This window comes from Paenibacillus sp. FSL H8-0104, assembly GCF_038050215.1.
In the GTDB taxonomy this organism is placed as follows: domain Bacteria; phylum Bacillota; class Bacilli; order Paenibacillales; family Paenibacillaceae; genus Paenibacillus; species Paenibacillus amylolyticus.
This window is the reverse complement of the sequence record NZ_JBBOTC010000001.1, coordinates 5,907,015-5,931,514: the sequence shown is the minus strand read 5'-3', so window position 1 is coordinate 5,931,514 and position 24,500 is coordinate 5,907,015. Positions and strand designations below refer to the sequence as shown.

Annotated in this window: 17 protein-coding genes; 16 read left to right on the top strand and 1 reads right to left on the bottom strand. The window is 45.8% G+C overall.

All coding sequences use genetic code 11. The features are described from left to right. The first annotated feature begins 124 nt into the window (after nt 1-124). A complete protein-coding gene (locus tag NST38_RS26215; protein ID WP_036606873.1) occupies nt 125-307 on the top strand; it encodes a hypothetical protein in 183 nt (60 codons plus the stop codon). Between the two features lie 281 nt (nt 308-588). Here NST38_RS26215 and bacA read toward each other — a convergent pair whose 3' ends face one another. Then, nucleotides 589-1,398: an undecaprenyl-diphosphate phosphatase gene (gene bacA / locus NST38_RS26210; protein WP_341344155.1), complete on the bottom strand. Its 810-nt coding sequence runs from the start codon at nt 1,396-1,398 to the stop codon at nt 589-591. Nucleotides 1,399-1,612: 214 nt separating this feature from the next. On the opposite strand from bacA, the gene NST38_RS26205 reads away from it, so the two are divergent. From NST38_RS26205 to NST38_RS26135, 15 genes are all read left to right on the top strand, one after another. Further along, the gene (locus tag NST38_RS26205) at nt 1,613-2,245 is read left to right on the top strand and encodes a TetR/AcrR family transcriptional regulator (RefSeq protein WP_036668073.1); all 633 of its coding nucleotides are present in this window, start codon (nt 1,613-1,615) and stop codon (nt 2,243-2,245) included. Nucleotides 2,246-2,359: 114 nt separating this feature from the next. Then, nucleotides 2,360-3,211: a substrate-binding periplasmic protein gene (locus tag NST38_RS26200; RefSeq protein WP_036606877.1), complete on the top strand. Its 852-nt coding sequence runs from the start codon at nt 2,360-2,362 to the stop codon at nt 3,209-3,211. 32 nt (nt 3,212-3,243) lie between these two features. Then, nucleotides 3,244-3,888: an amino acid ABC transporter permease gene (locus tag NST38_RS26195; RefSeq protein ID WP_017692207.1), complete on the top strand. Its 645-nt coding sequence runs from the start codon at nt 3,244-3,246 to the stop codon at nt 3,886-3,888. 16 nt (nt 3,889-3,904) lie between these two features. Further along, complete coding sequence (locus NST38_RS26190) at nt 3,905-4,651, top strand: amino acid ABC transporter ATP-binding protein (RefSeq protein WP_100529852.1); 747 nt, start codon at nt 3,905-3,907, stop codon at nt 4,649-4,651. Nucleotides 4,652-4,929: 278 nt separating this feature from the next. Further along, on the top strand, nt 4,930-5,352 hold the full coding sequence (locus NST38_RS26185) for an OsmC family protein (RefSeq protein ID WP_036606882.1): 423 nt from the start codon (nt 4,930-4,932) through the stop codon (nt 5,350-5,352). Between the two features lie 324 nt (nt 5,353-5,676). Then, nucleotides 5,677-7,467 carry a sensor histidine kinase gene (locus NST38_RS26180; protein ID WP_127546612.1) on the top strand — a complete coding sequence of 597 codons (1,791 nt, stop codon included), beginning with the start codon at nt 5,677-5,679 and terminating at the stop codon, nt 7,465-7,467. Next, the gene (locus tag NST38_RS26175) at nt 7,460-9,058 is read left to right on the top strand and encodes a response regulator transcription factor (RefSeq protein WP_341344154.1); all 1,599 of its coding nucleotides are present in this window, start codon (nt 7,460-7,462) and stop codon (nt 9,056-9,058) included. Before NST38_RS26180 ends, NST38_RS26175 begins: the two co-directional genes overlap by 8 nt. Nucleotides 9,059-9,233: 175 nt before the next feature. Then, complete coding sequence (locus NST38_RS26170; RefSeq protein WP_341344153.1) at nt 9,234-12,143, top strand: glycoside hydrolase family 2 protein; 2,910 nt, start codon at nt 9,234-9,236, stop codon at nt 12,141-12,143. Nucleotides 12,144-12,421: 278 nt separating this feature from the next. Then, nucleotides 12,422-13,405: an ABC transporter permease gene (locus NST38_RS26165; protein ID WP_127546607.1), complete on the top strand. Its 984-nt coding sequence runs from the start codon at nt 12,422-12,424 to the stop codon at nt 13,403-13,405. Between the two features lie 15 nt (nt 13,406-13,420). Then, a complete protein-coding gene (locus NST38_RS26160) occupies nt 13,421-14,323 on the top strand; it encodes a carbohydrate ABC transporter permease (protein ID WP_127546605.1) in 903 nt (300 codons plus the stop codon). Nucleotides 14,324-14,509: 186 nt separating this feature from the next. Further along, nucleotides 14,510-16,198 (top strand): ABC transporter substrate-binding protein, encoded by a 1,689-nt coding sequence (locus NST38_RS26155; RefSeq protein WP_076328875.1) that lies wholly within the window; start codon nt 14,510-14,512, stop codon nt 16,196-16,198. Nucleotides 16,199-16,522: 324 nt separating this feature from the next. After that, nucleotides 16,523-18,226 carry an ABC transporter substrate-binding protein gene (locus NST38_RS26150; RefSeq protein ID WP_036606898.1) on the top strand — a complete coding sequence of 568 codons (1,704 nt, stop codon included), beginning with the start codon at nt 16,523-16,525 and terminating at the stop codon, nt 18,224-18,226. 321 nt (nt 18,227-18,547) lie between these two features. Beyond that, the gene (locus NST38_RS26145; RefSeq protein ID WP_370511447.1) at nt 18,548-20,245 is read left to right on the top strand and encodes an ABC transporter substrate-binding protein; all 1,698 of its coding nucleotides are present in this window, start codon (nt 18,548-18,550) and stop codon (nt 20,243-20,245) included. Between the two features lie 190 nt (nt 20,246-20,435). Continuing rightward, on the top strand, nt 20,436-22,817 hold the full coding sequence (locus tag NST38_RS26140; RefSeq protein WP_341344152.1) for a glycoside hydrolase family 95 protein: 2,382 nt from the start codon (nt 20,436-20,438) through the stop codon (nt 22,815-22,817). A gap of 16 nt (nt 22,818-22,833) precedes the next feature. Further along, the gene (locus tag NST38_RS26135; protein ID WP_091038517.1) at nt 22,834-24,195 is read left to right on the top strand and encodes a GH1 family beta-glucosidase; all 1,362 of its coding nucleotides are present in this window, start codon (nt 22,834-22,836) and stop codon (nt 24,193-24,195) included. The last annotated feature ends 305 nt before the right edge of the window (nt 24,196-24,500 follow it).

The following is a 24,500-nucleotide window of genomic DNA, read 5'->3' as shown; positions in this document are numbered from 1 at the left end:
TGATGTGCATTCAAATGTGCATTTGAATAACTGAAGTTGAGAAACAACGCTTGTTTAGAATTTGTTCAGTGCTCCCATGTATACTGTGAGAACAAACTGAATATTTGGAGTGAACAAGATCCGTATGAAGAATGAAATTTTTGAAGAAATGCACCAATTAAGTCACAATGATGACCGAAGATACCGATTGTTGATGATCGGGGTGAAGCAATTGCTGCAGGAACAAAAGGAGAATAGATATAATCTGCGTGAGAGATTGAAGAGTCGAAAGAAACACCGGAACTTTCAAGTAAAAGAGTGGTACTAGCCAGACTGCTTTTCAGAAGTGAACATAAATATGGTTGTCCATGATACATAGTAAACCTAGTCGGCATCACCAATGATCCAACCCACTAAAGAAGGAAGTAATGAAGAATCAGACTTCTTCTAATTACGGATGTTCCTGTCTCTGGAGCAGTAACAGAATCGTGAAGCAACAGAAAGATGAAGTAAAGGAAGTATAGCAATATAAAATATGGCGGCCTCGCTTCCCAAGGGAACGTGAGGCCGCCATTGATTTTGCCTGTCTAATTACTTGAATTGTAATGCTTACATCAAAATAATAAAGAACACGGCTGCCAAGACAAAGCGATACACAGCAAAGACGGTCAGGCTCAATTTTTTCAAAATGGACAGGAACGTCTTGATCGCAAGCATGGCGACGATGAAAGCAGCGATGAATCCAATCGCGAAGATTGGGAAATCACTGCCGTTCAGGTGATCGATACTTTTGTACAGGTCATATCCCGTAGCACCAATCATAATTGGCACAGACACGAGGAATGTGAACTCCGCAGCGGCTACACGGCTTACCCCTGCAAAGAGACCGCCTGAGATCGTTGACCCGGAACGGGAGAAGCCTGGCCACAACGCCAAGATCTGAAATATACCCACCGCGAATGCCTGTTTGTAGGAAATATCATCGACATCATGGGTAGTAATCCGCCCACTCTTCCGACTCCAGCGTTCGGCTACGATCATCAATATACCACCTATAACGAGGCTGTACAGCACTGTTTCCGGACCAAACAAATGTGCTTTGATCCAGTCGCGGAATACAAGTCCGATGACTACGGCAGGAACCATCGCCAGGAAGATATGTCCCAGATTGAGGCGGCGGGAGTAAGGTCTGCTCCTTCCGGTGAAGCGGAACATATCAATGAATTTGTTCCAGTACAGTACAACAACAGCAAGTACAGCTCCGAGTTGAACAACCACCTCAAACGTTTTGACTGACTCGTTGTCCTCCGATAAACCCAGCAAATGGGCAGTCAGAATCATGTGTCCAGTAGAGGACACGGGCAAAAACTCAGTCAAACCTTCGATGATGCCCATAATAATGGATGATATAATGTCCAATTCTCTTCCTCCTTGAAATGCAGGTGACAGCACAGGCTGTCCTGCTTGACCATGCCTGTTCATTTGAACAAGGCTATCACCTATTATGATCACAAATGCACTCAACTTCAACTTATGCTTGTAACCATTTGTTTAAAACTATATTGACAAAAACCTAGTTATCCCATAGGATATAAATTAACTGACTGACTGATCAATCGGGAGGGTTACATGAATGACCAAAATTAACGGTTTGGAACCCGGTGAAGAACGCCGGGACCAAATAATACGCATAGCGATGGAGCGTTTTGCAACCCAAGGCTACCATCAGACGAAAATTTCCGATATCGTTCGCGAGGCTGGTGTGGCGCAAGGAACATTCTACTGGCACTTCAAGAGTAAAGAAGCCATTGCTTCAGAGATTGTCTTAACGGGCAAGGAGGAGTTACTTGAGTCGATTGGACAAGGGTACCGCAAGGATGCCGGATCGGTAGAAGATATGGTGAAAGCATCGGAAAGGCTGTTCACTGACCTGTTCATGTTTGCCGCGCAGAATCGTTATTTTATGGAACTGTTACTCAAGGGCATTGTGACGGAAGAATCCGTACAACGCCTGGTCGAGGAGACACGTAATGCTGTGGAAACTGCGTTTCGTCACAATATGGAACGTGCCATCGAACTCGGCATGTTGCCTAAGGGCATGAATGTTCCACTTCGAGCAGCGCTATTGGTAAGCATGATTGAAGGCATGATATCACGCTGGTTGTTCGGTTCCGATGAGTTGCACAGCAAGTTCTCAGCCATGACAGCTTCATCGCTGGCAGCTGAGGCAGCAAGCTTTGAGTTTTACGGACTGCTAGGCACATAAGATTCACATGATTAAACAAATAGCAGGGAATAATGGGTACAACTGCGGTTTAGTCACAATAAAGTAACCCAATGTACATCCAGATTAATACACGACTGAGAGGAAGTTAACGTAATGAACAACACATATGGATCGAAAACTCGTAAAGGCTGGTCTTTGACAGCAATTCTGCTGATGACCGTGCTGGTACTTAGTGCTTGTGGAAGTAAAGCAGCAGACAATGGAAGTACAAATGGTGCACAGGCAAGCAATGAACTGGAGCAAATCAAGTCTGCTGGCGTTATCAAAGTGGGCATGATGGGCACATACGCACCGTACAACTTCCTGAACGATAAGAAAGAAATGGACGGCTACGATGCTGATATTGCACGTGAAGTTGCGAAGCGTCTTGGGGTTGAAGTTGAATTTGTATCTCAGGAGTTCTCCGGTCTAACACCAAGTCTGCAAGCGAAGAAGCTGGATGCGATCATTAGCCAGATGACGATTACCGATGATCGTAAGAAAGTACTGGATTTCAGTGATCCGTATATTACGAACCAAGTTAAAATTATTGTAAAAGAAGATAATAACGATATTACCAAGCTGGAAGATTTCAAAGGGAAAACGATTGGCGTAGGTCTGGGTACAAATGATGAATCATATCTGCGTAATGAAGTGTTGCCAAAAGTGGGAGACTTCACGATCAAAACCTATGACGATGTCATCTCTTCACTCAAAGATCTGAATGCTGGGCGGATTGATGCAACAATCAACAATATGTACGCTCTGAAACCGATTGTGGATGCCAACGGATTGAAAATCAAAGCTGTAGGTGAAGCTATTAAGAGTGACCAGGCAGGTATTGCTGTTCGCAAAGACAATCCGGAACTCGTAGCAGCACTGAATGATGCTCTCAAAGGCATGAAAGATGATGGCACGTACAATACCATTTTCAAAAAATGGTTTGGTGAAGAGCCTGCGCAATAATGAACCTGCAAGGCGAAGGGAAGATTTGACCCATGGAACTGGTATTTGAGAATATCCCCTTCTTTCTGAAGGGGGCTTATTATACGCTGTATGTAACTGTGATCTCCATGTTTTTTGCGTTCATCATCGGGGTGCTTGTTGCGATTGCTCGTCTGAAGGGACCGATGTGGCTTAGGTTGATCGCAAGGTTTTATGTATCCATTATGCGGGGAACCCCGCTGCTGGTGCAATTATTCGTTATTTATTACGGATTGGTCGATTATGGAGTGACCTTGGGATCGCTCACCGCAGCGTGTCTGGGACTGAGTCTGAATGCAGGTGCGTTTCTGTCGGAGACGTTCCGTGGAGCCATTCAGGCTGTGCCTAAAGGACAGACAGAAGCTGCATATGCAACGGGAATGACCCCGGCTCAAGCGATGAGACGGATTATCTTTCCGCAGGCTGTGCGCATTGCGATTCCGCCGATGGGGAACACCTTCATTGGCATGTTGAAGGAAACATCACTTGTGGCGGCGATTGGTGTTACCGAGTTGTTGCGTTCAGCACAACTGCTGGTATCACAATATGCATTGAACATGCCATTTTATCTGGCGATTGGTGTGATCTACTGGATCATGAGTATCGGCTTCTCGGCCATTCTGGAACAAGTGGAGCGCCGGTTGGCCCGGGCTTACTGATGGGAGGAGAGAACCGATGATTACAACAACTGGACTTACCAAACGTTTTCAGAAAAATGAAGTACTTACGAACATCGATCTTCATGTCGATGCCAAAGATATTGTTGTATTGCTCGGCCCAAGTGGTTCAGGCAAAAGTACCTTGCTGCGCTGCCTGAATGGACTGGAAGAGTTATCCGGAGGACAGATTGAAGTGAACGGCATTGTGGTTAACAGCGCAGATCCGCTGCGAGTCCAGCGTGCCAGGGTATTGGAGATTCGTCGCCAGACCGGCATGGTGTTCCAGCAATTCAATCTGTATCCGCACAAGACAGTGCTGGGTAATGTGATGGAAGGTCTTGTTACGGTGAAAAAAATCAAACGTGACGAAGCGGCTGAACGCGGCCGGATTCTGCTGGATCGGGTCGGCTTGTCGGACAAGCAGGATGCGTATCCATCCCGATTGTCTGGTGGACAACAGCAGCGGGTCGCCATTGCACGTGCACTTGCAATGGAGCCGGAAGTGATGCTGTTTGATGAGCCAACTTCAGCTCTTGATCCTGAATTGGTCGGAGAAGTGCTTTCCGTCATGAAGGAGCTTGCAGAGGAAGGTATGACGATGCTGGTCGTGACGCATGAATTGAAGTTTGCCCGTAATGTGGCGAACAAAATCGTCTTTATGGCGGACGGGTCAATTGTGGAAGAGGCAAGTCCACAAGCCTTTTTTGAACATCCAACGCAAGAACGCACCCGTCGTTTCTTGCAACAGATTACTGAATTTTGATGAAGATAACAGCGATCGGAAGAACGAACGTACTCCGAGCGGGTATTTAAGGTCATGAACGATATCAGTTCAACTAAACTTTTTGCACAAGAATGGAGAGGACGGAAGAAACCTGAAGAAGCGGAGCGTGCGCCTTTATCCCCTGATTTTCCCCTTGAAGAAGGGAATCAAAAAAATCTGGGGATAACAGCGATCGGAAGGTTATTCTGTCATCGGAGTGGCAAGTGCAAACCTTTTTCGCTTGAACTTAAACTATTGTAAGAAAGAAGGATAACATCATGAATGTAACAACCGTATGGAAAGGCAAACGCGCGTTTACTTCCGAAGGACCCTCTGGCTACGCCGTTGGCATGGATGCCACTGCTGCTTATGGTGGTGACAGCAAGGGTGCGACCCCGATGGAATTGTTGCTGGCGGGTCTCGGGGGCTGTATGGGAATCGATATTACGATGATTCTGGACGCTTTCCTGGACAAAATTGAGTCGATTGAGATTGAAGCGCAAGGCACACGCAGTGAAGAGATGCCCAAAGGCTTCACATCCATTGATCTGATCTTCAAAGTCGATGGCGATATCCCGGATTATCGCATCTGGAAAGCCATCCAGATGGCTGAGGAAAAATATTGTGCAGTTTCCGCTTCGCTGAGCGCCGATATTCATCCTAAACTGATCCTCAATGGGGTAAGTACACCTCGTCCTTAATAACATATGAGTAAATCTGATACTGAGAGGCACTTCCAATCGTGGGAGTGCCTTTTTTTGCTTTTCCAACACTTCAACAGGGATTTCGCCCATCTAGGAGTCACTAAACTTCTGTCAGTAGAAAAAATTCGGTAAGCCCGGTCGCCATGTTAATGGCGGCCTCTTCTACTAGAGGTAGGTTGGCTTACAGCCTGGCAATATAGTACCCATTGCAATGACAATCCGAATTCTGACGGTTATGTGGTATGATTAATTCTGAGGACAGAACATCCTGATCCTGCTGTTTATATGTAAGCGCTTATACAGATGACGGAAGGTGCAGACATGTTGAAAAGGTTGATACGAACCACTAATAATCTCAAATTAAAGCATAAATTGCTCATTTCCTATGTACTGGTTGTCATGATTCCGGTCCTGATTGTTGGTCTTGCTGTGACCAGTTATTTTCGCCAGCAAGCCCTGGACAATGCGATAGGACAGACGATCATCAATGTGGACAAAATCAAGAGCCAGACGGCAACCATGCTTCGTGTACCAACCGATATATCCAATCTATTAATGTTTAATGCGGATCTCAAGGAGATCGTCAATAAACGGTACAAGAGCGTTGTAGAGCTAACCTCAGCGTATCTTGCATACAAAGACTTTCAGGAGTACAGGCGTTTGTACCGTGAGATAGCAGGCATTCGTTTTTACTCAACTAACCCAACATTGATCAACAACCTCGAATTCATCCCGGTAGACAAGCAGACGGAAGAGAGCTACTGGTACCAACAGGCACTGAAAACAACCAGCATCGGGTGGTTCTACATTCCGGACAAGGAAGATAATCCTGTACACAAGCTCAGCCTGGTGCGCAAAGTACCTTTTGCCGAGTATCGGACCGAGGGCGTGTTGATGATTGTGATCAATCAGGATGAGCTGAATGGATTGTTGCGTCAGGAACAGTTTGAGACGATGATTACGGACGAGCAGGGGTATGTGGTTGCGGCCAAGAATACCGAGCTGGTGGGTAAAACGCTGGATGAGCTTGATTTTGGCGTTGATCTGCAGAATCAGGCGAAAGGCACCATAGAGGGGGATTTCCGAGGGGAACCATCTAATATTGTTATTGATGAGCTGGGCCCTGGATCGAGTATGAACAGCCTGAAGGTGATTTCGGTTTTTGCCACCAAAAATATCGTCAAAGACGCCAACACCGTCAGCTTGATTGGCATGATTTTTATTATACTGGTGCTGGTGATCGCCCTATTATTCGTATATATTATCTCGTTCCTCACTTCGAATCGATTGCTCCGGCTGAGTAAACACCTCAACAAGCTGGCATTAGGAGACCTGAACGTGACTTCACGGATTGATGGAAACGATGAGATTGGGCAACTGTCACGACAGTTCAACTATATGGTGAAAAGTATCAATGAACTCATGACGCAGGTGGTAGAAGCGACCGAACAGAACAATCAATTGGAAATCGCCCAAAAAGAGATTAAATTGAAAATGATGGCGAGCCAGATCAATCCCCATTTCTTGTTTAATGCACTGGAGTCCATTCGGATGAAGGCGCATATCAAGGGAGAAGCAGAGATTGCCAACATCGTCAGGCTGTTGGGCAAGCTAATGCGCAAGAGTCTGGAGATTGGCAGTGGAAAAACAACCTTCCGGGCTGAACTTGAAATGGTACGTTCCTATTTGGAAATTCAGAAATTTCGTTACGGCGACCGACTTGCGTTCCAGATCCATATCGATCCCGAGGTGGAGAAGATGTACATTCCGCCTTTGATTATTCAACCTCTGGTTGAGAATGCGATTGTCCATGGTCTGGAGAACAAAGAGGGCACAGTCCGTGTTCATATAAGTATTCGTTTAGTAGAGAACATTGTGCAGATCCGTGTGGATGACAATGGTGCAGGCATAACGCCAGAACGACTGGCTGAGGTGATGCAGTTTATCTGTGGACCGGAGGAACAGGAGAAGAGTCGGATCGGCATGCGTAATGTACATCAACGCTTAACCTTGACGTACGGGGAGCCATATGGGTTACAGATTACGAGTGTATATGGGGAAGGAACAGAGGTTTCTTTCACTTTGCCAGCAGGAGGGGACCAACATGTATAAAGTGTTTTTGGTGGATGACGAACCGAGCATACGTGAGGGACTGACAACCATTATCGAGTGGGAAAAATACGGATTCCAGGTTATCGCTACAGCTGCCAGCGGGCGTGAGGCCATCTCCCGGTTTGAGGAATTGGAGCCTGATCTGACGATTATTGATATTCGCATGCCCGGTATGACCGGGCTGGATGTGATTGAAGAAGTGCGCCGGAATCATCCGGATTCGCACTTTTTGATATTAAGTGGTTACGCAGATTTTGATTATGCCAAGAAAGCCATCAGTTTTGGTGTGGATGGTTATCTGCTCAAACCGGTGGATGAAGAAGAGATTATTGGTGAACTGGAGCGTATTGCTACAATCCTGACCCGTGAACGGGAGACAATGGCACGTCATGCTGGTGAAGATACCGTCTTTAGGGAGCATCAGATCGAGGCTTTGCTCTTTGACAGTCTGGAGGGTGCGGGCAGCATGGAAGAAGATAGTCTGGGGCTGCATTGGCCTCACTATCAGATTGTGCTGCTTGAGATGCATGTAACCCCCGACCTGCAACGGGGAAGTGTTATGAAACGCAAACTGATTGAAGCATTTGACCATAAAGACCGAGGCATTGTATTCTCGTTCCATTCTGGTCTGGGACTGTTAAGTAAGGAAATAATCACATCCGAGTCATCTGCAAGAAATCTGTATGATGAGCTGGAAGGACTGCTGGGAGAATGGGAGGTTCACATGTATGGTGCTGCAGGAGAACCCGTACATTCCACTTCTGAAATTGCGCAGTCATACACGCAGGCAAATTGTTTACTCGGGGAACGCTTCTTGTTCACGGAGCAACGCATCATTCTGTGGACTGAAGGCAGCGAAGGCCAAAGCGTTGTTAAACCAGAAGTTGAAGCTGTGGACGGAGCACATGAGCCAGTTGAGGACGAACTCGCGGACAAGCTGTATTATGCGTTAGACATCCGCAGTAGTGAGTCCGTTATGCGGGTGCTGGGTGAGATGGAAGAGCGCCTGGTTCCATATCACCGAACAGAGCAAGCGATTAAGACGGCGTTCTCACAGGTATTTTCCCTGGCTTTCAACAAACTTGCAGCGACGAATCAACATATGCACTCCATTATGCAGGAACATTCGGTTCTGATTAATGAAGTCTATCATCAATTTACGATGTCTGATCTCAAAGTCATGGCATCGGAACATTTGAATCGACTTATTCAACGTATGGGTGGGGGAAGCAAGGATACTGTATTGAAACAGATGATTGAATTTATCCAGCGTAACCCTGGCGAAAATCTCAAACTCGAAGTGCTGGCAGAAGTGTTTAACTATAACAGCAGTTACTTGGGTAAGTTGTTCAAGAATCATACTGGAGAATATTTCAATGCATTTCTGGACAAGGTTCGTATGGAAAAGGCCAAGGAATTGCTGGACGAAGGACTGAAGGTCCATCAGGTCGCGGCGAGAGTGGGATATGCTAATGTGGACTACTTCCACGGTAAGTTCAAGAAATATGTAGGGGAATCCCCATCCGCTTACAAACAGGCCAGAACCCAATCATCAATTAAAGGAACGGCTACGGATATAAACGAGGAATAAGTACGGAGTGCTGGGCTTTGCCCCTACCTATTGTGTAAAACGTTTTCGGTATTCCTGAGAAATTTCCAGATTCATCATATTGTCCATGCACTTCCCATGATAAGCAATGGTCACCGAATGCTTCACATTTTAGACTGGATTTACAAGTATCCAGATGAAGGGATGGCTATACGATATGAATTTGTCTGATATAGGCGCTGTGCGTCATACATTGAACTTAAATGGAACATGGCAGTTTTGTTTGGATCTGGAGTCCGATATACTCGTTGAACAAGAGATATTACCGCCATCACAGTGTGAAAATACATCATGGGAGACCATTCAGATTCCCGGTTCATGGGAAGAGCAAGGATACGGAGATGAGCCTGAATACGAAAGGCTCGATACTTGGACCAAGGTACGCGAATTTGAAGGCTCAGCCTGGTATGCTCAGGATGTTCATGTTCCATCAGACGATCCCGGATGCCACTATGTATTCAGATTGGAAGGTGTCCGATGGACAACGCATCTCTGGATCAATGGACAGTATGCCGGGCAGCAGGATAGTCTGGTGAATCAACAGAAGTGGGATGTTACCTCTCTGGTGAAGCAGGGAGAAGTGAATCGTGTGGAGATGCGCGTTGATAATACGATGAAACTTCCGCTGGCGGGTAGCCATATTCATTCATTGCATACGGCCACAGCCTGGGGTGGAATCACGGGTGGTGTTTATCTGGACAGTCTGCCCCCATGCCGATTACAGACGTTACATATTCAAACAGATGCTGAGAACGGAACCATTCTGGTTGATTGTACTGTAAGCGCTCCCGCAAATGATTCCGCTAGATCGATGCAATTACATGTGGATATCCAGCAACCGGACGGCACATGGCTTGATCGATATAGTTGTCATGTGGATATGAGTGTTCCAGCGCATGTGGATATAAGCTCAGTAGGTGTAAATGAAAGCAACGCTTTAATAGATCAGTGGCGATTGGAACTTGGGACAGGAAAGTCTGTCGCAAGATGGTCAGATGAATCCCCTGAATTATACAAGGCAGTGATCCGTCTGCATGACGGTGAACGGGAACTGGATCGGCTGGAGCAATCATTTGGTGTACGCTCCTTTGCAACAAACGGGAAGCAGCTTGAGTTGAATGGGACACCAGTATATTTGCGTGGATACGTCGATTGCTGTATCTTCCCACTGACGGGTTATCCCGTCTGGGACAAGGAGCATTATCTTCAGCAATTTCGAATCGCCAGATCGTATGGCTTTAACCATGTCCGACTGCATGGGTGGAGCGCGCCGGAGCCTTTCTGGGATGCTGCTGATGAAGCGGGCATGTTGGTGCAGGCAGAACTTCCCCATTGGTCTCGTTTCTTTGAACAATCGGATCAGTCTGCGCCAGCTGAAGTATTGACCTATCTGACACAAGAACTGGACGGGGTGCTTCAGTCGCTGCATAGACATCCCTCATTCGTTATGTTCTCCATGGGGAATGAACTCATTGGTCCGAATGGCCACCCAGAACTCAATGCATTGGTCTCAAGGGCAAGGGATATGGACCCGACCCGGTTATATACGGACAATACAGGTTTTGGACAGCTTCCGGCGCAAGGGCGGGAAGGTGATTATTATATTCAGTCTTTGAACTGGCATCCCCCGTTGGAATCTGCATATTCTGCTGTGCCGGATACCACGCTGGACTATCATGCAGTCACTCGGCTCGCGGAGCATCCCGTCATTGGGCACGAACATGCACAGTACACCATGTATGTGCGGCCCCAAGAGCGAGCGAAGTATACTGGCGTATTGCGTCCTAGCTGGTTACGACCGATCGAAGAATCGTTGACAAACAAAGGTATGATGGGGGACCTGGAGCATTTTCAACAGGTCAGTGGTACCCATCTGGTACGTTCCTTAAAAGAAGCCATGGAGCGAATTCGGCGAACACCGGACGCTGCGGGCGTACAGCTTCTGGACATTCGTGATTTTCCAGGGCAGGGACATGCTACGACGGGCATTCTGGATGTATTTTGGGATGACAAAGGCATTACAACACCGGAAGAATTCATGTGTTTCAACGCAGATGTGGTGCTGTTGTTAAGCTGCAAGGAGCGTACATTTTACGCCGGAGAACCCATTCATGTCGATGTACGCATCTCTCACTACGGTAAGGAGCCGCTTGAGGACACGGTCATTCAGTGGAGGTTAATAAGCGATGATGTGATGCTTACTGAAGGGGCATGGAAGACCGGAGATATCCAATGTGGGTCTGTCATGTCACTGGGAAGCATCGTCGCTACCGCTCCTAATGAAGGGGCAGCATCTTTTCGGATCGAAGCGGAGCTGATATCAGGCGATTCGGAAAGAACTGTAGCGAATGTATGGCATGGCTGGTCGTTTCCTTTTTACGAGTCTCATCCGGGTTCGAATCGGTTCTGGAATACCGTGGCAGAGTTGAAGCCATTATTGGGTGAAGCGCATGATGATTGCGTAGATCGCATCGATGGATTCCAGTTGTTGAAAAATCGGGAGATTGACTTGGTTATCGTTCAGTCGTTAACACCCAATGTCGTTGATTATGTGGTCAACGGGGGGAGTGTTTGGCTACAGCCAACCGCAGAAGGGTTATATGATTCAGTGGAGACCAAGTATCTGCCTGTATTCTGGAATTACCTGATGTTTGCTACACAGCCTGGTGCAACGATGGGTATGTATTTGAGAGATCGGCCAGCACTACTAGGCTCCTTCCCGCATGATGGGGCTTCGGACTGGCATTGGTATCACTTGGTGAACGGTACACCAGCGATATGTTTGGATACGTTGCCCGGGGTGGAGCCGCTGATCGAAGTGGTGGACCATTTCCATCGGGCCAAACGACTCGCTTATGCCTTTGAGGCAAAAGTAGGGAAGGGCAAGATTTTGATATCCTCACTTCCGTTTGCCAATCTGGCTGTAATGAAGCGTCCGGAAGCCGCCTACTTATTTCAGGAGATGCTTGCGTATCTGAATGGAGATCAATTCCGTCCAGCAACCTCCATATCCGTAGCGCAACTACTCGGCATCGTTAAACTGCAAACCATTCAGTTTACATTGTAACCAGAGGGACCCGAAAGGGTCCTTTTTGTATGCCATGTAATTGAAGTAAACGATTACTATAAAACGTTTTCGATATTTACCACTTTCAACAGTATTTTACCTTAATATTACTTTTATATAATTTAAAAGTAGAATTTATCACTGATTTTAACGAATTAATGTCTGATTATATATGTCGATATCTAATTTTTATATGATTTTCTCTAAAATCCAGATGGTATTTTGAAAACGCTCTATCGAGTATGATTATTTTATAAAACAGAGGAGGGGGAACGGAGATGGAAACGCTAACAAAAAAATCCGCTTCCGCGAACAGAAGCAGTGACCCCAAACCGCCTTTAAAGAATCGGCGGAACGGAATTTGGGACAGAATGAAACAGCAGAAATATCTCTATCTCATGTCATTGCCATTCGTAGCTTGGGTTTTCGTATTTAACTATCTGCCACTATGGGGATGGACGATGGCTTTCCAAAATTATAAACCTGCCAGATCGTTTGGTGATCAAGAGTGGGTTGGTTTTAAACACTTTGTAGAGCTGTTCAGTGATGATCGTTTCTATCTGGTACTTCGAAATACACTTGCAATGAGCTTGATGGGACTAGTTGTCGGTTTTATCGTACCGATATTCTTCGCTATTCTCCTGAATGAAATGAGAGGCATGTTCTTCAAACGTGCCGTGCAAACGGTATCATATCTGCCTCACTTTGTATCCTGGGTTGTTGTAGCCGGGATCATTACGAAGATGCTCTCCACCGATGGAGGGATTATCAATGATCTATTGGTAGGACTGAACATTATCGATCAGCCGATCCAATTCATGGCCAAGGGGAACTTGTTCTGGTACATTGTAACCGCTTCAGATATGTGGAAGGAAACCGGTTGGAATGCCATCATCTATCTGGCGGCGATTACAGGTATCGACAATGAGCTGTATGAAGCCTCCCGTGTAGATGGAGCCAACCGCTGGAGACAGATGTGGCATATTACGCTGCCTGGCATACGGACCACGATTTCTGTACTTTTCATCATGTCGATTGGACATCTTATCAGTATCGGTTTCGAGAAGCAATTTTTGCTACAAAACAGTCTGGTCACAGACTACTCGGAAGTACTTGATCTATACGCGCTCAATTATGGTTTGAATATGGGACGATTCTCGTATGGTACAGCCATAGGTATATTCAACTCCGTTGTCAGTATCATCCTTCTGTTTACTGCGAACGGCTTGTTCAAAAAATTCACAAAAGAAAGCATCATGTAGGGAGGGGACGACATTATGGCGAACAAAGCATTCAATGCTACTCGGGGCGATAAACTGTTCGATATATTCAACATCCTCGCGATGACCATGGTGCTGGTTGTAACACTTTATCCATTCCTTAACGTACTAGCCATCTCACTCAATAACTCGACAGATACAGTACGTGGCGGAATTTACTTGTGGCCTCGCGAATTCACATTACAGAACTACAAAACGATTTTCCAATATGATGGATTGTTACAAGGTTTGCAGATATCCATTCTGCGTACACTTGTAGGTACCGTGCTCGGATTGATCAGTTCATCTATGATCGCCTTTACACTGAGCAGACCTGACTTTGGACTTAGAAAATTTGTATCCACAACACTCGCACTCACGATGTATTTCTCCGGTGGTCTGATTCCGGTGTACATCCTGATGCGTGACTTGGACCTGATCGGTACATTCTGGGTATATGTATTGCCTGGCATGATCAGTGCATTTAACGTGTTTATCATCCGTTCATTCATTGATGGCCTGCCATACTCATTGCAGGAATCCGCGAAGCTGGATGGAGCGAATGACTTTACAATCTATTACAGAATCATCTTGCCACTGTGTAAACCAGTGCTTGCTACCATCGCATTGTTCCTGGCTGTAGGTCAATGGAATGCGTGGTTTGATACGTACCTGTATAATGGTTCAAAGGCACATCTGACCACGCTCCAATATGAGCTGATGAAAGTATTGCAAAGTACACAGCAGGGCTCAGGTGCTGGACGAAATGCCAATGATATGGCGCAGCAAATGACACAGATTTCACCGGAATCGATCAAAATGGCGATTACGATCGTTGTGACGGTTCCAATCCTCATTGTATATCCATTCCTTCAGAAGTACTTTGTTGGTGGTATGACACTGGGCGCAGTAAAAGGTTAAACAATAGGGTACAGGCTGCCACATAGAGCGGCCGTACATCTACAAATGAAGCATCAGGATACCCGAAGCGCAGCCATTTGGTCTGCGCTTCACCGTATAGGGCTGCGGTGTGGTATTCATGAAGCTATAGACAGGGACAAAAAAGTCCCGGACAAACAGACATATGAAACAGGGAGGATTACCATTATGGCAAGTTCCAAAATGAAGATTGCACTGGCACCAGTGCTTGCAATGTCTTTACTCGCAGGTTGCGGTGGAGGAAGCGGCAGTGATACGTCGTTCAAGGATACAAGCGCAGAGACAACTCCACTTACTTTTGATTTCTTCAGCGTTGACCCCAGTCCGAACTGGAATGGCATGAAGGATGAAGTAGGTAAAGTCCTTACGGAAAAAACAGGGATAACCCTTAACGGTGAATTTGCCGTTAGTGGTGGTCAAGATAAAATATCCTTAATGGCGGCGAGCGGAGACTATCCGGATATTGTCTCCCCCAAAGGAGAACTCAGCAAACTGGTGGATGCCGGAGCAATGCTCGATCTGACAGATCTGATCGACCAATATGCTCCCAATCTGAAGAAGCTGTATGGTAATTACATGGACCGGTTGAAATACAGTAATGAAGATCAGGCTATTTATGTGCTGCCAACGTATTATGCGGTAGACCAAAAGTACTTTGATGCAGGTGGTGGATTTGGCATTCAGCACCGTGTACTGAAAGAACTCGGATATCCGGAAGTACGTACACTTCAGGATTACGAGAATGTATTGAAGGCGTACAAAGAAAAACACCCAACAATTGATGGTCAGCCAACCATCCCGTTAACACTGGACGCGGATGATTGGAGAATCATGATTACCGTAACGAACCCAGCCTTCCAGGCAACAGGAGCTCCGGATGATGGTGAATACTACATCGATCCAGAGACGTATGAAGCAAGTCTGCATTACAAACGTCCAGAGGAAAAAGAATACTTCCGCTGGTTGAACCATATGTACAACACTGGATTGCTGGATCAGGACAGCTTTATCCAGAAAACAGACCAATACAAATCCAAAATTGCAAGTGGACGTGTTCTGGGTGTCATTGACCAGGATTGGGGTTATTCCGATGCAGAAAATGCATTGAAATCCGCTGGTAAGACTGAAGCAACGTATTCACACTTTCCAGTAACCCTGTCCGAGGATATCAAGGATCATGCCTACCAAGACCCTGGTTTTGTATCCGGTTGGGGTGTAGGGATTACAACATCGAATCCTGACCCGGTTCGTACGATCAAATTCTTCGATTACCTGGCTTCTGAAGAAGGGCAAGTGCTGATGAACTGGGGAATTGAGGGCAAACAGTATGAAGTGAAGGACGGCAAACGTGTCATTCCTGCCGACATTCTGGATCAGAAAACCAATAATGCAGCTGTATTCCAGAAAGAAACGGGTATCGGACTGTACACCAATATGTCCGGTCACTATGGAGACGGTGTGAAGGATTCAACGGATAACTACTACACTACGAATTTCCCTGAACAGATCGTTGCAGCATATTCCGATGCAGAGAAAGAAACACTCAAAGCTTACGGTGCTACGACGTGGAAAGATCTGTTCCCGAGTGAAGATGAGTTCCCAATCAAACCATGGGGAGCAGCATACAATCTGCCAACACCAGGTGACTCCAACTACAACGTCATCTTCAAGAAAACACAGGATATCATCCGGAAGCGTATCCCGGAAGCCATTCTGAGTACTCCTGAACAGTTCGATGCGATCTATGACGGCATGATTACAGAAGTGAACCAAGCAGGCGCAGAGGATATGGAGAAACAATATACAGAACTCGTTCAAAACCGTGTTCAATTGTGGAGCGGTGAAGAAGCTAAATAAACGATTAGCAATTCAGATCTAAAACGAAAAAGAACCCAGAATATTTGGGTTCTTTTTTTATCTAAAACGTTTTCTAAAAAACGTTTTCAATTTTATAAATTCACTATTGACAAGGGATATAGGAGAGATTATTATTCAAGTATGAAAGCACTTACATTCGCTTGTACAACACGTGCCATACACCTGAATCTCAAAGTAAACATTTGCAGAATGAAGAGGAAGTAAAGCAAGAGAAGAACATTTGTTTCATCTGGTTACGGTATTTGCAGGTCAGCCTGTTATACAAATATACAGCTTCATTAATATCCATAAGGGGGATTACACATGAAGGGCAAAACACCAAAAACATTCGCAATGCTTCTGTTAGCCAGTGCTCTTGCAATTACAGCAGGATGCAGCGGCAGTGGAGGAGGAACTAACGCTTCAGAGAAACCGGTTGATTCCGGAGATACAACCAGTCCAGTGACCTTCACATTCTTTGGTGCAGACGCGAGTCCGAACTGGAATAACATGAAGGATGCTGTCGGTCAAGAAATTACTAAGGCAACGGGAGTTACAATTGAAGCTGAGTATGATGTGAATAATGGTGGTGACCAAAAGATTCCTTTGATGGCTGCCAGTGGTGATTACCCTGATATTATCTATCCTAAAGGCAACTTGTCTAAGCTTGTGGATGCAGGCGCGATGTTGGACCTGACCGATCTAATTGAGGAGCATGCTCCCAACTTGAAAAAAATCTATGGTGATCAGATGAACCGTCTGAAATACAGTTTGGAAGATCAAGCCATTTACACGATCCCGACGAATATGGGTGTAGATAACGTTGAGTTTGACGCTAGGGGCGGATTCGAAATTCAACAAAGAGTATTGAAAGAGCTTGGCTACCCTGAAGTAAAAACGCTTGAGGACTACGAGAACGTATTGAGAACGTATTATGAAAAACATCCAACGATTGATGGTCAACCGACGATTCCGTTAACATTGAATGCAGATGACTGGAAAATTATGATTACGGTAACGAACCCTGCATTCCAAGCTACGGGTGGACCGGATGACGGTGAGTATTATATCAACCCTGAGACGTATGAAGCCGTTCTACACTACAAACGTCCTGAAGAAAAAGAATATTTCCGTTGGTTGAACAAAATGTACAATGAGGGTCTGCTTGATAAAGATACATTTGTTCAAAAGGATGACCAATACAAATCCAAAATTGCCAGTGGCCGTGTACTTGGTCTAATTGACCAAGAGTGGAACTATGGTGAGGCGGAGAATGCTTTGAAATCATCTAACGGTGGAGACAAAACATATGCCCACTTCTCCGTATCCCTGAACAAGGATATTGTGGATCATACGTTCCAACCGACAGGATTTGACGGTTATGGTATCGGAATCACAACTTCGGCCAAAGATCCAGTACGTATTATCAAATTCATGGATTGGCTTGCTTCCGATGAAGGTCAGGTCCTGAGAAACTGGGGCGTTGAAGGCCAACATTACCAAGTCGAGAATGGGAAACGCATCATTCCGGCTGACGTACAAGATCGCAAAACCAATGATAACTCTGCTTTTACCAAAGAATCAGGCGTAGGCATGTATAACATATTTAGCGCCAGATATGGTGATGGTGTGAAAGATGCCACGGATAACTACTATACAACGAACTTCCCTGAACAGATTCAAGCTGGTTACACTGCCGCTGAGAAGGAAACGTTGAAAGCCTATGGTATTACAACATGGAAAGATTTCTATCCTTCCGACGATGATCTGAAGCTGAAAGATTGGGGCGCAGCATACAACATGCCTGTACCATCTGACACGGATTACAACGTAACGTTCCAGAAAACACAGGATATCGTACGTAAACGTATTCCAGAGGCGATCCTTGCCAAACCTGAGAACTTCGACAGCGTATATGATAGTCTTCTGGCTGAACTCGATAAAGCGGGTGCAGTGGAGATGGAGAAACAATACACGGTTTGGATCAAAGAACGTGTAGCTCTCTGGACTGGAAAAGATGTGAAATAAGCTTGAAAACCAAGCATGAAAGCTATTGATTTTCATAGCAAAAAAAGCCCTTGAGAAAGGGCTTTTTTTGTTGTTGACGTGAGGTGATGGATAGCCTATAATCTATCATGTAAGCACTTTCAGTAAGCGGTTTATTCCATTTACGAAAACGTTTTACGTTTGTTAGAAGAAGAATCTTTCTTTTGGCAGAATCGAAACGTCAGCTTCAGTAAACACGTCGGAATGAACGATACCGAAAGCGCATTCAAAAAAAGTGGTATCCTCAGGCATAAAGCCTGTTATACAGATAAAACCTTCATAAATAATAGGGGGAACTAGACAATGAGAGGCAAAATGAAAGGCAATACACCCAAGACGTTTGCAATGTTGATGCTCGCAAGTGCAATGTTGGTTACAGCTGGTTGCGGGAATTCGGGAACCAAAGAGACTTCGGAGTCCAGCGGAACCGAACCGATCACAGTTACATTCTTCGGGGCGGATGCTAGTCCAACCTGGAACAAGATGCAAGATGCTGTAGGTAAAAAGATTACGGAGCAAACAGGCGTTACCATTGAAGCAGAGTATGATGTAAACGATGGTGGTAACCAGAAGATTGCGCTAATGGCTGCCAGTGGTGACTTTCCTGATATGATCTACCCTAAAGGTAACTTATCTAAGCTTGTGGATGCAGGCGCGATGCTGGATCTCACGGATCTGATTGAGGAGCATGCTCCCAATCTGAAAAAAATCTACGGAGAACAGATGAATCGTTTGAAATACAGTTTGGAAGATCAAGCGATATATACCATTCCAACCAATATGGGTGTTGATAATGTTACGTTTGACGCTACAGGTGGATTTGAAATTCAGCAAAGAGTATTGAAAGAGCTCGGATACCCTGAAGTGAAGACACTTGAGGATTACGAGAATGTACTCAGAGCCTATTATGAAAAACATCCAACCATTGATGGTCAACCAACCATTCCATTAACATTGAATGCAGATGATTGGAAAATCATGATCACGGTAACGAACCCGGCTTTCCAGGCAACAGGTGCACCGGATGATGGTGAATATTACATTGACCCTGAAACGTATGAAGCCAAATTGCACTACAAACGTCCAGAGGAAAGAGAATATTTCCGCTGGTTGAATAAAATGTACAATGAAGGCCTACTGGACAAAGATGCCTTTGTTCAAAAGGATGACCAATACAAGTCCAAAATTGCCAGTGGCCGTGTCCTCGGTCTGATTGACCAAGAGTGGAACTATCAAGAAGCGGAGAACGCGCTTAAATCATCAGGTAAGGATGATGCCACATACGCTCACTTCTCTGTATCACTTAACGATGAGATTGTGGATCATACGTTCCAACCAGCCGGATTTGACGGTTATGGCATCGGGATTACAACTTCGGCCAAAGATCCAGTGCGTATCATCAAATTCATGGATTGGCTTGCTTCCGATGAAGGACAAGTTCTGAGAAACTGGGGTATCGAAGGTGAACATTACAACGTAGAAGATGGTAAACGCGTGATTCCAGAAGACGTTCAAGACCGCAAAACGAATGACAACTCCAATTTCAGCAAGGAAACAGGAATTGGGATGTATAACATATTTAGCGCAAGATACGGTGATGGTGTAAAAGATTCTACGGATAACTACTACACAACAAACTTCCCTGAGCAGATTGTAGCTGGTTACACGGCTGCAGAGAAAGAAACGCTGAAAGCTTACGGTATCACGACTTGGAAAGAGTTCTATCCGGCTGAAGAAGATCTGCCAGTTAAGGATTGGGGCGCAGCGTATAACATGTCCGTACCTTCCGGTACAGACTATGAGGTAACGTTCCAGAAAACGCAGGATATCATCCGTAAACGGATTCCGGAAGCTGTTCTGACTACACCAGCAAACTTTGATGCAACCTATGATGCTTTACTGGCTGATTTGGACAAAGCGGGTGCAGTTGAAATGGAGAAACAATTTACGGTTTGGGTTAAGGAACGTGTCTCTCTGTGGACAGGAAAAGACGTAAAATAATATGGATTGTCTGCGATCCATGGTTACACAAGGAAAGGGCCCTATATGGGGCCTTTTTTTTGTGGAATGATGTGATGATTTGCATTGACGCAAATTTTGAAATCACATATAATTTTATTATTGTAAGCACTTACCGAAAACGTTTTATGACATAAGAAATATACTGCTTATTCAGGAACAGGAGCTAATCATGTCCCAACACAATAACCAACCTAAAATCAATCGTCTATGGTATCAACAACCGGCAAAACGCTGGGAAGAAGCATTGCCCATCGGAAACGGCCGTCTTGGAGGCATGGTGTACGGTGGCGCAGCAGATGAACGAATTCAGCTCAATGAAGATACATTATGGTCAGGGTTTCCACGGGATACGATTCAATACAGCAGTCAGCGGTATTTGAAACAGACGCGAGAGTTGATCATGTCTGGGCAGTATGGTGAAGCTGAGGATTTGTTGAACCGTGAAATGCTTGGTCGTGATGTAGAGGCCTACCAACCGATGGGTCATTTTCTATTGCACCATGAGGGTCTGGATGATCTTTCATATGATGCATTTGAACGGGAGCTTGATCTGGAATCGGGTATTGCAACCACAACCTACTCATTGGAAGGAACTCAATACGTACGTGAAGTGTATTCAAGTGCTTCGGATGATCTGATGGTCTGTACATTAACTGCTGATCAGAAGGGCGCTGTGAGTGTAAGTGCTACGTTAGACAGTCCCCATCCTTATCGCGTTGAGACTTCGGGAGATGCTCTAACCATGTTCAGTCGGACCCCAAGTCATGTGGAGTCCAATTACTTCGGAGATCACCCGGAATCCGTTCTCTATGAAGAGGATCGGGGGACGGCTTATGCTGTCCGTGTAGCATTTACGGCATCTGGTGATCAGGTGAAGGTCTCCAATCCGGAAGGCAAGTTACATATTCAGGGTGCTGATCAAGTTGTGTTTTATCTGGCAGCGGCTACCTCCTTTGAGAGTTACGATGTGTTACCTGTGAAGGATCATCTTGTATTGGAAGAGGAATGCAAGGAGATGATCTCCAAAGCGACCACACATGGCGCGGAAGCGCTTCGTGACCGACATATTCAGGATCATAGCGCGTTGTTTAACAGAGTCTCTATTAATTTAGGGGTATCGGCTAACGCCGAATTACCTACAGATGAGCGGCTGCAGGCTTATCAGACAGGGCAACAAGACCCTGGACTGGAGGCACTTTATTTTCAATATGGAAGATATCTGTTAATGGCTAGTTCGCGTCCGGGCAGCCAGCCTGCCAATCTGCAGGGAATCTGGAATCATCAGGTAGAGCCGCCATGGCACAGTGATTACACGATCAACATCAACACGGAGATGAATTACTGGCCAGCGGAAGTCTGCAATCTCAGTGAATGCCATGAGCCACTGTTTGATATGCTGACCGATCTCAGTGATACAGGACGAAGAACGGCGCGGATTCTGTATGGAGCCCGTGGATGGACTGCCCATCATAACGTGGATATCTGGAGAACCTCTACACCGACAGGTGGAGATGCAAGCTGGGCTTTCTGGCCGATGGGTGGCGTGTGGCTGACCTCGCATCTATGGGAGCATTACCAATTTACCGGGGATCAGCGTTTTCTTGAGGAACGTGCGTATCCCATCATGAAAGAGGCGGCGCTGTTCTGTCTCGATTGGCTGGTGGAAGGGCCCGATGGTTATCTGGTTACGATTCCATCCACTTCACCAGAGAACAAGTTTCTCACAGATGCTGGGGAGGCACGCAGTATATCCATGGCTTCAACGATGGATATGACGTTAATTCGTGAACTGTTCAGCCGCTGTATTGAGGCCTCGAAGCAACTAAATATAGATGAGATGTTGGCAAGCGAGTGGAGTGAGGCTCTGGAGAAACTCTATCCATTCCGAATTGGAAGCGAAGGACAATTGCTGGAGTGGTTTAAGGATTTTGCCGAATCCGAGCCAGGGCATCGTCACGTCTCCCATCTGTATGGACTGTATCCGGGAGAGCAGATCAATCGAGTGCACACACCAGAACTTGTGGAAGCTGCAAGGGTATCGCTTGAACGTCGTATCTCACAAGGTGGTGGGCACACAGGATGGAGCTGTGCATGGTTGATCAATCTGTATGCACGACTGCTGGATGGCAGCCAGGCACATCAGTTTGTGCGCACGTTGCTGGCCCGATCCACACATCCGAATCTGTTTGACGATCATCCGCCGTTCCAGATCGATGGTAACTTTGGAGGCACGGCTGGAATAGCCGAGATGTTATTGCAGAGTCACTTGAACGAGTTACATTTACTGCCGGCACTGCCTGAACTCTGGACTCAAGGTCGAGTTGAAGGGCTTCGTGCAAGAGGTAGTTATACAGTGGGAATAACATGGGCGGACAACAAGCTTGCGTCAGCAGTCATCAAAGCAGAACGAAGTGACACGCTGACCGTTCGCAGTGCTTATCCGCTGCGTGTAGAAGGACATGAACAAGCCAAGGCAGAGCTTACGCCTCAGGGCGATTATGTAATTATTTTAACCATGACCGCAGGACAGACGATCCGCGTGTCATTATGAGACGGAGGAGCCAACCATGACCATTTTTAAATTTCCGCAAGATTTTCGCTGGGGAACAGCAACAGCTTCCTATCAAATAGAAGGAGCTGCACAGGAAGGTGGACGCGGGGTATCCATCTGGGATACGTTTGCGCGCACACCTGGCAAGGTATATAACGGAGACAATGGGGATGTCGCATGTGACAGTTACCACCGTTACGAGGAAGACATCGAACTGATGAAGAAACTCGGGATTAATACATACCGGTTCTCCATTGCCTGGCCGCGCATTATTCCAGACGGAGATGGGGAGATCAATCGGGAAGGTCTGGATTTCTACCATCGCTTCGTGGATGCATTGATCGAGGCTGGAATTGAACCGTTCCTCACACTGTATCACTGGGATCTTCCGCAAACGCTGGAGGATGACGGGGGCTGGGGCAACCGCAGAACTGTAGACGCTTTTGTGAAATATGCCGAAGTGATCTTCAAAGAATTCTCGGGCAAAATCAACTTCTGGCTGACATTCAATGAACCATGGTGTATCGCGTTCCTGTCAAACCTTCTGGGGATTCATGCGCCAGGAAACAAAGACCTGCAAACTTCTATTAATGTGGCACATGGATTACTGGTTGCTCATGGTAAAGCGGTTCAATCCTTCCGTCGCTTGGGAACAACCGGTCAGATTGGTATTGCTCCGAACGTGTGCTGGGCTGAGCCGTACAGCAAATCTCCTGAGGACCAAGCTGCGTGTGACCGATCAATTGCGCTTAATACCGATTGGTTCCTTGATCCAATCTACAAAGGTTCATATCCGCAGTTTATGGTGGATTGGTTCGCAGAAGCGGGGGCTACCGTACCAATTCAGGAAGGCGATATGGAGATCATCTCGCAACCAATCGATCTGCTCGGCATTAACTATTACACGATGGGGATCAATCGCTTCAATCCTGAGGCAGGTGCTCTGCAATCGGAAGAAGTTGATATGGGCCTCACCAAAACCGATATTGGCTGGCCCGTAGAATCACGTGGTTTGTATGAATTTATGCATTACTTGCAAAAGTACGGCAATGTGGATGTATATATCACAGAGAATGGTGCCTGCATCAATGATGACCTGGAGAACGGAAAAATTAACGATGATCGCCGGATTTCATATTATGAGCAGCATTTGGCTCAAATTCACCGCATCATTAATGACGGTATTAACCTGAAAGGGTACATGGCATGGTCACTGATGGATAATTTTGAGTGGGCAGAAGGCTACCGTATGCGTTTTGGTCTTGTTCATATGGACTATCGTTCACTCGTGAGAACACCGAAGGAGAGTTATTACTGGTATCAGAACGTCATCAAGAATAATTGGTTGGAGACACGGAACGAACATAATCCTCAATAGTTGGTTGGCAGGTTTTAAGGGTAGAGCAGGTCCTCATTATATATGGTTCCCTTATTAAAGCTGAGAATGACGGTAACATTGGAGTATTCCAATGTGCCGTCTTTTTTTTGTATTTTTACCGTTGGAAAGGAGTAGTTCATAAAGGTTTCATAAGGTCAAGTGCGGTTCCTGTTATGAAGAGACGTTTTTTGGGTTATAAGAAGTAAGAAAGAAATGAATAATGTTTTGTCAACGGATAAATTTGAAATAAAGTGTCTAAATTGCGAAGAAAATTTGAACATTTGTTGACTAAAAATCATACTGAT

Bases quoted from the DNA above. Each gene is read 5' to 3' on its own strand.
- NST38_RS26215 (WP_036606873.1), top strand. From the start codon at position 125: ATGAAGAATGAAATTTTTGAAGAAATGCACCAATTAAGTCACAATGAT.
- NST38_RS26205 (WP_036668073.1), top strand. From the start codon at position 1,613: ATGACCAAAATTAACGGTTTGGAACCCGGTGAAGAACGCCGGGACCAA.
- NST38_RS26200 (WP_036606877.1), top strand. From the start codon at position 2,360: ATGAACAACACATATGGATCGAAAACTCGTAAAGGCTGGTCTTTGACA.
- NST38_RS26195 (WP_017692207.1), top strand. From the start codon at position 3,244: ATGGAACTGGTATTTGAGAATATCCCCTTCTTTCTGAAGGGGGCTTAT.
- NST38_RS26190 (WP_100529852.1), top strand. From the start codon at position 3,905: ATGATTACAACAACTGGACTTACCAAACGTTTTCAGAAAAATGAAGTA.
- NST38_RS26185 (WP_036606882.1), top strand. From the start codon at position 4,930: ATGAATGTAACAACCGTATGGAAAGGCAAACGCGCGTTTACTTCCGAA.
- NST38_RS26180 (WP_127546612.1), top strand. From the start codon at position 5,677: ATGTTGAAAAGGTTGATACGAACCACTAATAATCTCAAATTAAAGCAT.
- NST38_RS26175 (WP_341344154.1), top strand. From the start codon at position 7,460: ATGTATAAAGTGTTTTTGGTGGATGACGAACCGAGCATACGTGAGGGA.
- NST38_RS26170 (WP_341344153.1), top strand. From the start codon at position 9,234: ATGAATTTGTCTGATATAGGCGCTGTGCGTCATACATTGAACTTAAAT.
- NST38_RS26165 (WP_127546607.1), top strand. From the start codon at position 12,422: ATGGAAACGCTAACAAAAAAATCCGCTTCCGCGAACAGAAGCAGTGAC.
- NST38_RS26160 (WP_127546605.1), top strand. From the start codon at position 13,421: ATGGCGAACAAAGCATTCAATGCTACTCGGGGCGATAAACTGTTCGAT.
- NST38_RS26155 (WP_076328875.1), top strand. From the start codon at position 14,510: ATGGCAAGTTCCAAAATGAAGATTGCACTGGCACCAGTGCTTGCAATG.
- NST38_RS26150 (WP_036606898.1), top strand. From the start codon at position 16,523: ATGAAGGGCAAAACACCAAAAACATTCGCAATGCTTCTGTTAGCCAGT.
- NST38_RS26145 (WP_370511447.1), top strand. From the start codon at position 18,548: ATGAGAGGCAAAATGAAAGGCAATACACCCAAGACGTTTGCAATGTTG.
- NST38_RS26140 (WP_341344152.1), top strand. From the start codon at position 20,436: ATGTCCCAACACAATAACCAACCTAAAATCAATCGTCTATGGTATCAA.
- NST38_RS26135 (WP_091038517.1), top strand. From the start codon at position 22,834: ATGACCATTTTTAAATTTCCGCAAGATTTTCGCTGGGGAACAGCAACA.